Source organism: Nocardia sp. NPDC004722 (assembly GCF_053601505.1).
Map to the genome: position 1 here is coordinate 1 of NZ_JBSGBY010000173.1, position 13,822 is coordinate 13,822.

Sequence of the window (13,822 nt, forward strand, 5' to 3'; positions counted from 1 at the left end):
GCACGCCGCGCTGTCGGTGCTGCTGGCCCGGCTGTCGGGCTCGGCGGACATCACCATCGGCACCCCGCTCGAGGGCCGCGGCAACGCCGCCCTCGACGACCTGGTCGGCATGTTCGTCAACACCCTGGCCCTGCGCACCCGGCCCGAACCCGGACTCGGCTTCGACGAGCTGCTCGCGCGGACCCGCGACGCCGACCTGGCCGCCTTCGATCACGCCACCGTGCCGTTCGACCAGGTGGTCGACGCCCTCGGCGTGCCCCGCACCCAGGCCCGCAATCCGCTGTTCACGGTGGTCCTGAGCTACATGAACCTGGGCTCGCAGACCTACGCGGTGCCCGGCCTGGTGCTGGAACCGGTCGACTTCGAACACCGGGTGGCCCGCTTCGATCTGCAGTTCACCGTCTCCGACGAACTCGATGTCGACGGCCACCTGGCCATCGAATTGAACTACGCCACCGACCTTTTCGACGAGGCCACGGCCGCCGGGCTGCTGCGGCGGCTGGGCCGGGTGCTGGGTGCGGTCGCCGAGGACGCCACCGTGCGCGTCGGGGAGATCGAACTGCTCGCGCCGGCCGAGCGTGCGAGCCTGCTGGATCGCGGTGCGACGGCCCGGGTCCCGCAGCGCACCCTCGGCGAGTACTTCGCCGAGGCCGCCGCGAGCTACCCGGAAAACATCGCGCTGCGCTACCTGGACCGGGAACTCACCTACCGCGAACTCGACGCCGAATCCTCGCGTCTGGCCCGGGTGCTGATCGAGCGCGGCGTCGGCGCGGAAGACTATGTCGCGCTGGCTATCCCGCGCTCGGACCTGACCCTGCTGGCCGTCTGGGCGATCGCCAAGACCGGTGCCGCCTTCGTCCCGGTGGACCCGAACTACCCGGCCGACCGGATCGAGCACATGCTGACCGACTCGGGAGCCACCTTCGGCCTGACGGTGGCCGACAGCCGGGACCGGCTGCCCGGCGCGGCGAGCTGGCTGGTCATCGACGATCCCGAATTCGCCACTGCTACTGCCGGACTCGACACCACGCCGATCACCTCCGGTGACCTGGTCCGCCCCGTGCGCATCGCCAACCCCGCCTGGATGATCTACACCTCCGGCTCCACCGGCCTGCCCAAGGGTGTGGTCGTCTCCCACGGCGGCGTCTCCGGCATCGCGGTCACCCAGCGTGAGCGCTACCGCCTCAGCGCCGATGCCCGGGTCCTGCAGGTCTCCTCGCCCAGCTTCGACGCCTACCCCCTGGAAATCCTCATGGCCACGCCCGTCGGCGCGCGCCTGGTGATCACCCCGGCGCAGGTCTACGGCGGGACCGAACTGACCGAACTGATGGCTGCCGAAGGCGCGACCCACGCCTTCATCACCCCGTCGGTGCTCCAGACCCTGGACCCGGACGCCCTGCCCGAGTTCCGTGAACTGTCCATCGGCGGTGAGGGTTTCGGCCCCGACACCGTGGCCCGCTGGACCAGCGGCACCCGCGCCGTGCACAACGGCTACGGCCCGACCGAGACCACCATCACCTGCAATATCAGCGCCCCGCTGCTGCCGGGCCAGCCGGTCGAACTCGGCGCGATGACCGCCGGGATGACCGCGGTCGTACTCGATGCCCGGCTGCGGCCGGTCCCGGTCGGCGTCACCGGCGAGCTGTATGTCAACGGGCCCGGCGTGGCCCGCGGATACCATGCGCGGCCGGGACTTTCGGCCGAGCGCTTCATCGCCGACCCGTACGGCGAGCCCGGCGATCGGCTCTACCGCACCGGTGACCTGGTGCGGTGGAACGCCCGCCGCGTACTCGAATACGTCGGCCGTGCCGACCACCAGGTCAAGGTGCGCGGTCTACGCATCGAACTGGGCGAGATCGACGCGGCACTGACAGCCGACGCCACCGTGGAATTCGCGGTCACCCTGGGCCATACCGGGCCGACCGGAACCACCTCGCTCGTGTCGTATGTCGTCGCCGCACCCGGCCACACCATCGACCTCGACGAGCTGCGCGCCCACGCCGCCCGCTCGCTGACCGCCTACATGGTGCCCGCCGCGATCATGGTGCTCGACCGCATCCCGCTCACCCCGGTCGGCAAGCTGGACCGAAGTGCCCTGCCGGAACCCGTTTTCCGCACGGCCGAGTTCCGGGCCCCGGTCACCGAGGCCGAGATCACGGTCGCGGAGGTGGTGTCCGGTGTGCTGGGCGCAGCCGATCCCATCGGTCTCGGCGACGACTTCTTCGCCCTCGGTGGAAACTCGCTCACCGCAACCCAATTGGCCGCGCGGCTCAGCGCCGCGTTCGGCGCGCACATCCCGGTCCGGATGATCTTCGAGCACTCGGACATCGAGGGCCTCGCCGCCGCGGTGCTGCTCGCCGAGCAGGCTCCCGTCCGCCCGCGGCTGCTGCCCCGGATCGATGACGGCCCAGCGCCGCTCTCGCCCGCCCAGCAGCGCATGTGGTTCCTCAACCGCCTGGATCCCGAATCCACCGCCTACAACATTCCGCTGCCCATCCGCTTGACCGGACCGCTGGATGTGGCGGCCCTGCAAGCCGCCATCGCCGACGTGGTGGTCCGGCACGAAGTCCTGCGCACCGTCTACCCGCAGACCGACTCAGGTCCGGCGCAGCAGGTGCTGCCCGCCGCCACCGTCGCGGATCTGCCTGCCCTCAAGGCGATTCCGGTCACCGAGGACACCGTCGCGGTCGCCGTGTTCGAGGTGATCAGCAAGGGCTTCGACGTCACCACCACGGTGCCGCTGCGGGCCGAGCTGTTCGAACTCGGACCCGACGATCACGTGCTGGTCGTGGTCATGCACCACATCGCCGGTGACGGCACCTCGCTGGCCCCGCTGGCCCGCGACGTCATGATGGCCTACGCCGCCCGCAAGGCCGGCGTCGCGCCGGAGTGGATGCCGCTGCCGGTGCAGTACTCCGACTACGCGATCTGGCAGCGCGGCATGCTGGACGCGGAATCCGATACGGGCTCGCTGATCTCGCGTCAGCTGAGCTTCTGGACCGAGAGCCTGGCCGGGCTGCCCCCGCTGCTGGCGCTGCCCACCGACCGGCCGCGTCCGCAGGTGCTGGACGCGGCGGGCCGCCGCGTCGACTTCCACATCGACGCCGAAACCCACGCGGCCCTGGCCGAATTGGGCCGGGGACAGGGCGCGACCCTGTTCATGACGGTGCACGCCGTGTTCGCCGCACTGCTCGCCCGGCTCACCGGCTCGGCCGATATCGCCGTCGGCACCCCGGTCGCCGGACGCGACGATCCGGCGCTGGACGACCTGGTCGGCATGTTCGTCAACACCCTGGTGCTGCGCACCGCCGTCGACCCGGCCGAACGCTTCACCGACCTGCTGCGGCGGGTGCGGTCGCAGGACGTGGCCGCCTTCGACAATGCGGACCTGCCCTTCGAGCGGCTGGTCGAGGTGCTCGAGCCGGAGCGCTCCACCGACCGCAATCCGCTCGTCCAGGTCGGGTTCTCGTTCAACAACCAGCAACCGGCCGCCTTCGAACTGGACGGGCTGACGGTCGCGGCCGTCGAATTCGACACCGACGTCACGCAATTCGACCTGCACCTGGTGGTCATCGACAACTACGACGCCGACGGAACACCCGCCGGACTCACCGCCACCATGACGTACGCGACGTCGCTGTTCGACGCGGGGACGGTGCAGGGCTTCGTGCAGCGCTTCGAGCGGGTCATCGACGCGGTCGTGACCGACGCCTCGGTGCGGATGGGCGAGATCGAGATCCTCGCCGCCGACGAGCGAGCGGAGATCCTCGAGCAGTGGAACGACACGGCCGCGGCCTTCACGGTCGCGCCGGAACCGACACTGGTCTCGCTGTTCGACGCGGCCGTGGCTCGCCACGGTGGAGCGACGGCGCTGGTCATGGACGGCGCACAGCGTCAGGTCCTCACCTACGCCGAACTCGACGCCCGCGTGAACCGCCTGGCGCGCTACCTGATCGAGCGTGGCGTCGGCGCACGCGACACCGTCGCACTGGCTCTGCCGCGCTCGGCCGAACTGGTCGTGGCGATCTACGCCGTGATCAAGACCGGTGCCGCGTACGTGCCGATCGACCCCGGTCAGCCGGAGGAGCGCGTCGCCCACATCCTCGACACCGCCCGCCCGGCCCTGGTGCTGGCGGCGTCGGATCTCGCGGTGGCCGACCGGGTTCCGGTGGTGCGTATCGACCGACTCGTCCTCGACGACTACGCGGCGGACTCGATCTCCGCCTCCGAGCTCCTGGACGGCCTGGTCGCCGACAACACCGCCTACGTCATCTTCACCTCCGGCTCGACCGGCCGTCCCAAGGGCGTAGCGGTATCGCATCGGGCCATCGTCAACCGCCTGGTGTGGATGCAGTCCGAGTACCGGCTCACCGTCGGCGATGTGGTGCTGCAGAAGACCCCGGCCACCTTCGACGTGTCGGTGTGGGAGTTCTTCTGGCCCTTGCAGGTCGGCGCGCGACTGGTGGTCGCCGCGCCGGAAGGCCACCGGGATCCGGCCTACCTGGCCGGGCTCATCGTCCGCGAGGACGTCACGGTCGCGCACTTCGTGCCGAGCATGCTGGCGGCCTTCGCCAACGAACCGAGCGTTGGTGAATGCCACAGCCTGAGCAAGGTTTTCGCCTCCGGCGAGGCCCTGCCCGGCGGCACGGCCCAGCGTCTCCGCGAGCTGACCGGCGCCCGTCTGCACAACCTGTACGGGCCCACCGAAGCCGCGGTCGACGTGACCTATCACGAGGTCGTCGACACCGACATCGACACCGTCCCGATCGGCCGCCCGGTGTTCAATACCCAGGTCTACGTGCTGGATTCGCGACTGCGGCCGGTTCCCGCCGGTGTCGCGGGCGAGCTGTACCTGGCCGGTGAGCAGCTGGCGCAGGGCTACGTGGCGCGGCCCGACCTGACCTCGGATCGCTTCGTGGCCAACCCGTTCGGGCACTCGGCGCGCATGTACCGCACCGGTGACCTGGTCAAGTGGACCGGTGCCGGTGAGCTGGAGTACCTGGGCCGCACCGACTTCCAGGTCAAGCTGCGCGGACAGCGCATCGAACTCGGCGAGATCGAGACGGCGCTGACGGCACAGGCGGAGATCGCTCAGGCCGTGGCTGTGGTGTGGCCCGTAACCGACAGTGCGGGCGAGCATCTCGTCGCGTACTTGGTCGCGGCGGCGGATATCGGCACGGACGCGGTGCGCCGGGCGCTGGCGCAGCGACTGCCGTCCTACATGGTGCCGTCGGCGTTCGTGGTGCTGGAGGAGCTGCCGCTCAACCCGTCCGGCAAGCTCGACCGGCGAGCGCTGCCCGCGCCGAGCTTCGCGGCACGCGAATTCCGGGCCCCGGCAACGGAACTGGAAGCCACCGTGTGCGCCGCCTACGCCGAGATCCTAGGGGTGGAGCGGGTCGGCCTGGACGACAACTTCTTCGAACTCGGCGGCACCTCGCTGCTGGCGACCCGGCTGGTCTCGCTGCTGGGGGAGAAGCTGGGCGAACCCGTGCCGCTGCTGTTGCTGTTCACCGCGTTCACACCCGGTGAGCTGGCCCGGGAGCTGGGATCCGCCGGTGCCGACGCGGACGCCGCGCTGAACGTCCTGCTACCGCTGCGGCGGGAGGGCACTGCCGCGCCGCTGTTCTGCATCCACCCGGTGGGCGGCATCTCCTGGTCGTTCGCGGGACTGGGAGCGCACCTGGACCAGGATCGGCCGATCTACGGGCTGCAGTCGCCCGCGCTGAGAAACGGCGGCGTCCTGCCGGATTCGATCGAGGACTGGGCCGCGGTCTATGTCTCGGCGATGCGGTCGGTGCAGCCCGCCGGGCCGTACCACCTGCTCGGCTGGTCGCTCGGCGGCGTGCTCGCGCATGCCGTGGCGACACTGCTGCAACAGCAGGGCGAGGACGTCGCGCTGCTGGCCATGATGGACAGCCATCTCGCGCCCGAGGGCGGCTGGCGGGCCGGTGACGCACGGACCGAGGTCGCGGAACTGCTCGGTGGGCTGCTCGGTGACCAGGCCCTCGACCTCGAGGGCGTCACGGACTCCTCCGAACTGGCAGACCGGCTGGTCACGCTGGCCGAAACCGCCACCGGCGGTGAGAGTCTCGCCTCACTCGGGGTCGAGTGGGTCACGCGGGTGCTGGATTCGAGTGTCCGATCCATGGAGCTGGCGCAGGACTACCGGCCGCGTCGATTCCACGGCGACCTCGTGTACTTCACCGCCGCGCTCGAACAACCGGCCGCCACCGGCCTCGCCGCGTGGACCGCGGTCGTGGACGGCACGGTGACCGAATACCCGGTGCCGGAAACACATTGGCAGCTGACTTCGCCCCAGGCACTCGCGCGGATCGCGCAGGTCCTGAACCAGAAAGGGTAGACCCACCATGAGCAATCCCTTCGATGACGAAAAAGCGCAGTTCTACGTGCTCGTCAACGAGGAGGCCCAGCACTCGCTGTGGCCGGTGTTCGCCGCCATCCCGGGTGGCTGGACCGTCGCGCACGGACCGGCCCTCCGGCAGAGCTGCCTGGAGTACGTCGAAGCGCACTGGACCGATATGCGGCCGGCCTCGCTGGTCCAGGCCATGGCTATCGATCCCGAATAGACCTGCGGCACAACTGTTCCGCGTCCAAGACCCGGGGTCGCTCCGACCCCGTGCGGCGGTCCCGAGAATCACCCAGAAATCGAGGGGGTCTGTCCGCGTCGTGAAAGAAAGGGAATCACCATGACCACCACTCCTCCGCCTACCGGTGGCGGCACCACCGTCGACATCGGCGCCCTGCTGTCCTCGGTGCTGAAGTTCCTCGGCAGTGGTTCCACCACCAGCTACAACCCCAAGGGCCCGAAGGTCAAGGGCGACAACGCGAAGTAATTTGCGCACGACAGAACACACTTCTCGAAAGGATCGAAAAATGTTGAGTGGCAGCGGTGTAAACGACCTCCTGCAGGCCTTCGTTCACCTGATCGGCTCCGGGTCTTCGACCTCGATCGTTCAGCCCGGTGGCACGGGCGCTTAGGAGACGACCATGTTGAGTGGCAGTGCAGTGAACCAGTGGATCGAAATGTTGGCGAAGGCGCTGGGCACTGGCAGCTCCTTCACCCTCCCGCCCTTCAACTAGCGGGTCACGAGGCATGACAGCCGCCAGGACAATCCGGTCCTGGCGGTCCTGTCAGTCGACCGTCGGCCAGTCCCAGCCCAGCTGGAGAAACATGCCGAGACGGTCGCTGACGGCACGGATCTCGCTGATGCGCGCGTCGGTGAGGGTGAAGATCCAGATCTGTTCGACATCGCAGGTGCGGCCGGTGGGCTCGGGCATGCGGGCGTGAGCGCCGGTGTGTCGGCCGATCACCCGCAGGCGGGCGACGATGCGATCGTTCTCGCCGATCAACTCTTGCACCAGGATTCCGCTCTGCTCATCCTCCGTCGCGCTGAAGGCGGCCAGTTGCTGGCGGAAGCCTTCGATGGCTGCGCCGGGAGTGTCCTCCTCGCCGAAGATGATCTTGTTGTGGTCGATCACCTGGGGTGACAGGTACTGAACCCAGTCGGTGCCGCCCTCGAGGCCGTGGTTGAGCGCGTCGATGAACGCGGTGATGACGGCCTTGTTGTCGGCAATCGCGGTCTGGGTGGTGGTCATGAGGTTCTCCCGATCTCGATTTACTCTTACGTCGTAAGAGATTCCTGCTGTGGACTATGATTCACTTACGACGTAAGAGTTGTCAACCGCTGGAGGAAAACTGATGGCCGCCAAGCGCACCCGGGCCGAACGAGCGGGCATTTCGCGTGAACAGGTGCTGGACGCCGCCCTTGCTTTCGTGGATCGGGACGGGCTGGGGGCGCTGTCGATGCGCAAGCTCGGAGCGGAACTGGGGGTTGAGGCCATGACCCTGTACCACTACGTGCCGAACAAGGACGCGCTGCTGGATGGCATGGTCGAGCGAGTCATGTCCCAGGCCGACGTCGGATTCGCCGACGGGCCATGGGCGACCGCGCTGACCGACTACGCGCGCGCCCTTCGTGTTGCCCTCCTGGAACACCCGGGCGTGCTCCCGCTCGTCGCGACCCGCCCCGCGGTCACGCCGAATACTTTGCGCACCGCCGAACGTGGGCTGGCGATGCTGGTTCGCTCCGGGTTCGAGCTGGGGGCTGCGCTCGACGCGTTGAACTCGTTGACGCTCTTCGTGATTGCGCATTCGAATTCGGAAGTGCGTATTGCGCCTGTCAATGAAGCGGGCGACGCGGGATCGGTGGAGTTTCTGAAAAGCCTTGACGAGGAAGAGTTTCCGTTGATCATTGAGGCTGCGCGGACGGGCGTGGGGACTGACGACAATGCGCGCTTCGAGTATGCGATTGCGGCTATTGTGCGCGGATTCGCAAGTTAGCCAGTGATTTACAGGCGTGTCTGGCTGATCATGCTGTCGTGTCTCGTGGTTCGAAACTATTATCGAAGGTATGACTGATATTGCAGATGAGATGGCTACCGCGCAAGCGGTTGTCGCGCATCTGCGTGCGGTGCACTCACAGATTGCTGCGCTGCAAGCCGAAGAGGTTGCGTTGATGACGAGCCTCTACCATCTGCGTCGCGAGCAGCAGCTTGATCTGGGGGTGAGCAACCTCAATGCGGGTGAGGACACTGCTACCGAAATCGGTATCGCGCTGAAGGTTTCGCAAGGCACCGCGGATGGTCTGATCGCGCTCGGCCTTGATCTCGAGAACCGTTGCCCGGCCACCCGTGAAGCCTTCGCGGAGGGCCGTATCGACCTCGCGCAGACGCGTGCGATCACCAAGTCGCTGACCAACGCTTCCGACGAACTGCTCGCCGAGCTCGAACCGAACCTGGCTGCCTACGCCGAAAACGCTGACCCGCAACGCATCCGCCGCACCGCCCGCCGCCGCCTCCTCGAAGCCGACCCCGCCGGTCAAGCCGCGCGCCGCAAGGCCGCTGAGGCCGACCGCTACGTCTCGATCACCGCCCACGACGACGGCACCGCCCTGCTCGACGGTGTCCTGCCCGCCGCCGGTGGTCAGGCTGTGTACGAGCGTCTGCGTGAGATGGCCTCCCGCGAGTGCTGCGGCAAGGATCCGCGTACCGTGGCCCAGCGCCGCGCGGATGCCCTCGTGGCGCTCGCCGACGGTTCCGGTCGTCTGGTGTGCCAGTGCGGCCAGGCCGAGTGCTCCCGTGCCGTTGTCGGTGAAGTCCCGGTCGCGCGTAAAGCACTTGTGCAGGTGGGTGTCTCCGCGGAAACCCTGGCCGGTTTGCAAGACAACCCGGCTCTCCTGTCCGGTCTTGGCGCGATCGACCCCGATCTGGCGCGTCAGATCGCCCGTCATGCCCGTTTCGAGGTCATCACCGCCGACGCGATGCCCGCTGCTGTTGCGGAAACCGGCTCCGCCGCCCCGGCTGTCGCCACCGAACTGCGTTACCGGCCCGGGGCCCGCATCGCGCGCCAGGCTCGTGCGATCGACGGGATCTGCCGTGCGCCGGGCTGCCACATCCCTGCCGCTGCCAGCGATCTCGACCACCAAGACCGGTTCGACCACAGCGACCCGCAAGCCGGGGGCCACACCACCGAAGACAATCTCGGGGCGCGGTGCCGTCGTCACCACCGGCTCAAGACGCTCGCGGACAATCACGCCAACGGCTGGACCGTGCGCCACCACCCCGGTCGGGTCGTCGAATGGTGCACGCCCACAGGGGAATCGGTCACGACCGAACCCGAAGGTAGCCTCTACCTTTTCCCGACTACTGTCGTGCCGCCGGTCACCGCCGACGGCGTACCGGACGCGGAACCCACCGGGTCGGTCTTCGATCCGGGGGTCGCGGTCAACATCATGACCGAGTTGGTTCACGTGTACACGACTCCCAGCCAACGTCGCGAGGTGCGGCGGGCTCGGATCAACATGTGATTCGGCGGCTCGAGGCCAGGTAACTCGGGGGGAAGACTACTTGCGTGATTGTGCTGCAACGGGATTGCGTCGAGGTGGCATGTACCGGAAGTGTGGTTGCGTCGCCTGCCCTACCGGACTTTCGCTGACGCGACTTGGGAGCCGTTGACTCGCCTACCGGCCCACGGACTGCACGGATCACCTTTCAGAGACAAAGCCAGAAAGACGAAGGCTCGGTTATCTGATTGTGGGGTAGCGGCGGTCTATTACGTCGAAGGCGTTGGGTTGGCCTGCTCGGTAGAGTTGGAGGTCGACTGCTTTCAGGGGGTCCCAGAGGGGCATTCGGTAGCGGGGGGTTATTTGGGCTTCGGGGGTGGGGGAGCCGGAGGCATGAAGGACGGCGTTGGCGGCTAGGCGGCCGCCTTCGTTGGCGGCTTCCATGCAGGCTACGTTCATTTGGGTTTTGATCCAGTCGCCTGCGAGGAAGAGGTTGTCTATGTTGGTCCAGGCGTTGGGGCGGTCGTCCCAGGAGCCGGGGTTTTGGATGAAGATGGCGTCGTCGTAGGCGATTTCGGGGGTTCCGGCGTTGGTCAGGGCTGGATCTATTTGCCAGGCGTGGAGCATGTCGTCGGTGAGGGGGTTGTCGCCGTCGTGGTTGACGTGGGCCTTGATTTGGGACCAGGTTTCGGTGGCTAGTTCTTCAAGGCTGCATTGTCTTGCCGGTTTGCCGTTGAAGGTTCCGGGTTCGTCCCATTCGGAGATGATTGCCGACAGGACTTCTTGCGCTTCTCCGGTGCCGTAGCTGTTGACCGGGCGATGCCAGAATTGGGCTTCGCTGATGGAGGTCAGGCCCCAGGGGGCGTCGTTGTAGCCGACGTGGCCGTTGGCCAGGGGTGCGGGGCGGGTGAGGAAGAATTGGATGCCGACCATCCAGGCGGACTGTAGGTTTCGGATGCGGTCGAGGGTGGGGTCGGCGGTGGTCAGGTCGTCGGTGAGGACGTCGGGGAATTTGTCCAAAGGGATTGCGGCGATGTAGTAGTCGGCGTCGACGGTGTGGCGGGTGCCGGTGGCGTCGGTGACGGTGGCTGCGGTGATGTGGGTGCCGTCGTTGGCGAGGGCGGTGAATTTGTAGCCCTGGTGGAAGGTGACGCCGATGGAGCGGAGATAGTCGATCCAGGGGTTGATCCAGGTTTCGCTGGTGGGGCCGTTCATGACCCGGTCGTTGCCTTTGCCGTCGCTGTCGTTGTTCAGGTTGAGCAGCGACCAGACGTACTCTTCGCCGACCAGGCCGATCGAATGTGCGCTGCAATTGCGGGATTTGGTGGCCACCAGCTCGCGGATGAAGCCGTCACCCAGGAAGCGGTTGTATTCGGGGGAGGAGTTGTCCAGCCGGGCGAAGTCCGTCCAGGTCATTTTCTCCCACTGGCCTAGTTTGCGTTCGTCGCAGCTCGAGACGTAGACGGCCAGGCGTTCGGCGGCGAATATCGCCTCTTGCGGCGGCAGTCGGAACAGTGTTTCGAACACGGCCACAATGGAATCCACGAACTGCTTCGGGGTCTCGGGGAACTGGCTGAACGGGAGTGGGAGCGGGAGCGGGATGGTCAGGTTGTGGCGGCCGGTGCCCGCGATCATGGCGGCGTTCAGGCGGGTGAGATTGTCCCATACGCCGTGCGGGTTGCCGGGGAAAGGGATGCGGCGCAAGGTATCCGGGAGATTGTGGTAGAAGCCGAAGAAGCTGCGGAAGCCGTGCTCGCCGGGGAGGCCGTCGGGGGTGTAGATGCTGCGGGTTTTGCCGCCGAAGTCGGCCAGTTTCTCGAAAATCGTGACCGAGAAACCCCTTTCGGCTAGCTCGTGCGCCGCCGTCAGTCCGGCCGGTCCGGCTCCGAACACCGCCACCGAGCGGCCGGGGTCCGCGAAGGCCCGGCCGCCGGTGGGGGCGAGGGTCAGTGCTGCCGCCAGGCCGCCCGCCTTGGCCGTCGTCTTGATGAACTGTCGTCGGGTCCGGCGCATGGGAGCCTCCGCCTGTCGGTCTACAACTGGCGGCTATGTTAATAACAATTCTCGCGAGTAAGTGGCGGTTTCTCTGGATCTTTCGGCGCTAAGTCGATGGATATTCTCGATGACGTGTCACCGCTGGAGTTGCTGTAGCACCCAGCCTGCGGTGTTCGTCGTGGAGCGGATGAGGGAGTGGTCGACCGCGTCCGCGCCGGGGAACAGGTCTTCGTAGACCGCGTTGACTACGCCGGGCTCGTCGAGGGTGGAGCAGGCGGGGGCGGGGGTGGCTAGTTGGTCGTTGCGGGTCGCGATCACGGAATACGTGACGCCGGGCTGGGTGACCTGGGTGTCGAAGATGGCCTTGTACGTGGGTGAGATCGGCGTCATCTGCATGGCCACGGCCAGATCGGGGGAGCTCGCGGCCAGGACGGGCTCCAGGAACGGCATCGCGAGGAGCAACTGCACGGGGGTGATCGGCGGATTCTTCACGCCGAGAACGCCTGCGCCGTCGCAGCCTCGGACCTCGGGAGCGATGAAGACCGCGTGACTCACGGTCGGCGCGCCACCGAGCACCTTGAGGTAGTAGTTCGACACGATCGTCCCAGCCGAATGCGCCACGATCTCGACCCGATCCGCCCCGGTGGTCCGGCGCACCTTCGCGATGAAATCGCCGACTTGCTGTGCCTCACCGGGCATGTCGCCGTCCCACCGCTTGTCATTGGCAATGCCGCCCTGGAACACCAGGGTGCAATATCCAGCCTCCCGCAACGCGGCAGTCATTGTCGCCCACTGTGTTTCGGTCTGCTCAGGACTCCCGTCGCCGCCGGGCAATACGACCACCGGATATGGATGCGCAGCGGTCGGCGCGCAATCGATCGACGGCTCGATGGTGGTGCCTGCGGTCAGTGCCGTGGTGCCCGGATCAGGAGCGGCGTGCCCGGTCGCGGTCGACAATAGGGCCGCGCCCAGCACTGCGACGGCCGCCTTTGTGGAAATTCCCATGTGTAACAACGCTTTCCGGTCCTATGTGACCAACCCGCCCCGACCGTGCGTGGAACCGCACGCGCACAGCACGATACCGGCGTTCGAGACGGCGGGCGCTGGCCGCGCGGGGGCGCGTCGCTCAGTGTGCCTCGACCGCGGTGCGCGGGCGGGTCGGGTTGAGGCCGAGCGATTCCAGTTGCGCCAGTTCGGCGTGCAGGCGGGCGGTGAGGGCGGCGGCGGCCGCCTGATGGGCTTCGGCTCGGTCGGTGTCGCCCAGTGCGGCGCAGACTCGGCCCAGCAGGACGTCCATCGGCTCGAAGACCAAGCCGGTCGATTCCAGGCCGACCACGGTGCCCGCGTAGGGGAGCAGTTCGCGGTACAGCTCGGGCAGGTCCTCGAGGTAGCCCAGGCCGAGGGCAACGTAGGCGCGGCAGGTCAGTTCGGCGGAGGGGTAGAACTCGGGGGTGATACCCCGCGATTCGAGGTACAGGGTGCGTGCGCGGTCCACGTCACCGGTGGCGAGGAGTGCCAGCGCCAGCATCGGGCCGCCGAATTCGGGTGCGGCGGAATACAGTGCGCGCAGGCGGGGGAGTGCGGGGGTCAGGTCGCCCTGTACCCAGCCCAGGCACAGTACGTGTCCGGCGCGGATGACGCCGCCCTCGGCGAAGCCCACCCGTTCCAGGTTCGCGTCGAGCTCGGCGTAGCGCTCGGCGGCGGTGGGCAGGTCACCGGCCAGCACGGCGAGCGCGGCGGAGAAACCGCTCATGGCCAGGAGCAGCTGGGGGAGTTCGGCTTCGGTGGTGCTGTCGAGCGCGAGCTCGGCTTGCCGGAACGCCTCGCGCAGATCCACCGCCGCCAGCGCGCACCGGAACAGGGCGTAATGCGCCTGGGTGCGGAATTGGCTCAACTCGGTGCGTTCCGCGGTTTCGAGCAGTTCGCGGGCCAGATCCGTGTCGGCGGCGCTGTGGAAGCGATTG

9 protein-coding genes are annotated in these 13,822 nt (G+C 67.6%); 5 read left to right on the top strand and 4 right to left on the bottom strand.

The window, feature by feature from the left end; genetic code table 11:
* The 3 genes from ACWELQ_RS18705 to ACWELQ_RS18715 all read left to right on the top strand — a co-directional run.
* The coding region (locus tag ACWELQ_RS18705; protein WP_452398306.1) for an amino acid adenylation domain-containing protein at positions 1-6,361 on the top strand (6,361 nt) is incomplete at its 5' end.
* Between the two features lie 7 nt (positions 6,362-6,368).
* Positions 6,369-6,587, top strand: coding sequence for an MbtH family protein (locus ACWELQ_RS18710; protein WP_452398307.1), 219 nt, complete (start codon positions 6,369-6,371; stop codon positions 6,585-6,587).
* Between the two features lie 120 nt (positions 6,588-6,707).
* A complete protein-coding gene (locus ACWELQ_RS18715) occupies positions 6,708-6,854 on the top strand; it encodes a hypothetical protein (RefSeq protein WP_452398308.1) in 147 nt (48 codons plus the stop codon).
* Between the two features lie 298 nt (positions 6,855-7,152).
* Here the strand turns inward: ACWELQ_RS18715 and ACWELQ_RS18720 are convergent, their stop codons facing one another.
* A complete protein-coding gene (locus tag ACWELQ_RS18720; protein ID WP_452398309.1) occupies positions 7,153-7,617 on the bottom strand; it encodes an ester cyclase in 465 nt (154 codons plus the stop codon).
* A 103-nt stretch (positions 7,618-7,720) separates the two neighbouring features.
* On the opposite strand from ACWELQ_RS18720, the gene ACWELQ_RS18725 reads away from it, so the two are divergent.
* On the top strand, positions 7,721-8,362 hold the full coding sequence (locus tag ACWELQ_RS18725) for a TetR/AcrR family transcriptional regulator C-terminal domain-containing protein (RefSeq protein ID WP_452398310.1): 642 nt from the start codon (positions 7,721-7,723) through the stop codon (positions 8,360-8,362).
* 70 nt (positions 8,363-8,432) lie between these two features.
* Positions 8,433-9,887, top strand: a complete 1,455-nt coding sequence (locus ACWELQ_RS18730) for a DUF222 domain-containing protein (RefSeq protein WP_452398311.1) — start codon at positions 8,433-8,435, stop codon at positions 9,885-9,887.
* 216 nt (positions 9,888-10,103) lie between these two features.
* Here ACWELQ_RS18730 and ACWELQ_RS18735 read toward each other — a convergent pair whose 3' ends face one another.
* From ACWELQ_RS18735 to ACWELQ_RS18745, 3 genes are all read right to left on the bottom strand, one after another.
* Positions 10,104-11,876: a hydroxysqualene dehydroxylase gene (locus tag ACWELQ_RS18735; protein WP_452398312.1), complete on the bottom strand. Its 1,773-nt coding sequence runs from the start codon at positions 11,874-11,876 to the stop codon at positions 10,104-10,106.
* Positions 11,877-11,993: 117 nt separating this feature from the next.
* Positions 11,994-12,863, bottom strand: a complete 870-nt coding sequence (locus ACWELQ_RS18740; protein WP_452398313.1) for an esterase/lipase family protein — start codon at positions 12,861-12,863, stop codon at positions 11,994-11,996.
* 121 nt (positions 12,864-12,984) lie between these two features.
* The coding region (locus ACWELQ_RS18745; RefSeq protein ID WP_452398314.1) for a hypothetical protein at positions 12,985-13,822 on the bottom strand (838 nt) is incomplete at its 5' end.

What these genes read in the sequence shown, in the direction of transcription:
- ACWELQ_RS18710 (WP_452398307.1), top strand. Translation starts at nt 6,369, where the DNA reads ATGAGCAATCCCTTCGATGACGAAAAAGCGCAGTTCTACGTGCTCGTC.
- ACWELQ_RS18715 (WP_452398308.1), top strand. Translation starts at nt 6,708, where the DNA reads ATGACCACCACTCCTCCGCCTACCGGTGGCGGCACCACCGTCGACATC.
- ACWELQ_RS18720 (WP_452398309.1), bottom strand. Translation starts at nt 7,617, where the DNA reads ATGACCACCACCCAGACCGCGATTGCCGACAACAAGGCCGTCATCACC.
- ACWELQ_RS18725 (WP_452398310.1), top strand. Translation starts at nt 7,721, where the DNA reads ATGGCCGCCAAGCGCACCCGGGCCGAACGAGCGGGCATTTCGCGTGAA.
- ACWELQ_RS18730 (WP_452398311.1), top strand. Translation starts at nt 8,433, where the DNA reads ATGACTGATATTGCAGATGAGATGGCTACCGCGCAAGCGGTTGTCGCG.
- ACWELQ_RS18735 (WP_452398312.1), bottom strand. Translation starts at nt 11,876, where the DNA reads ATGCGCCGGACCCGACGACAGTTCATCAAGACGACGGCCAAGGCGGGC.
- ACWELQ_RS18740 (WP_452398313.1), bottom strand. Translation starts at nt 12,863, where the DNA reads ATGGGAATTTCCACAAAGGCGGCCGTCGCAGTGCTGGGCGCGGCCCTA.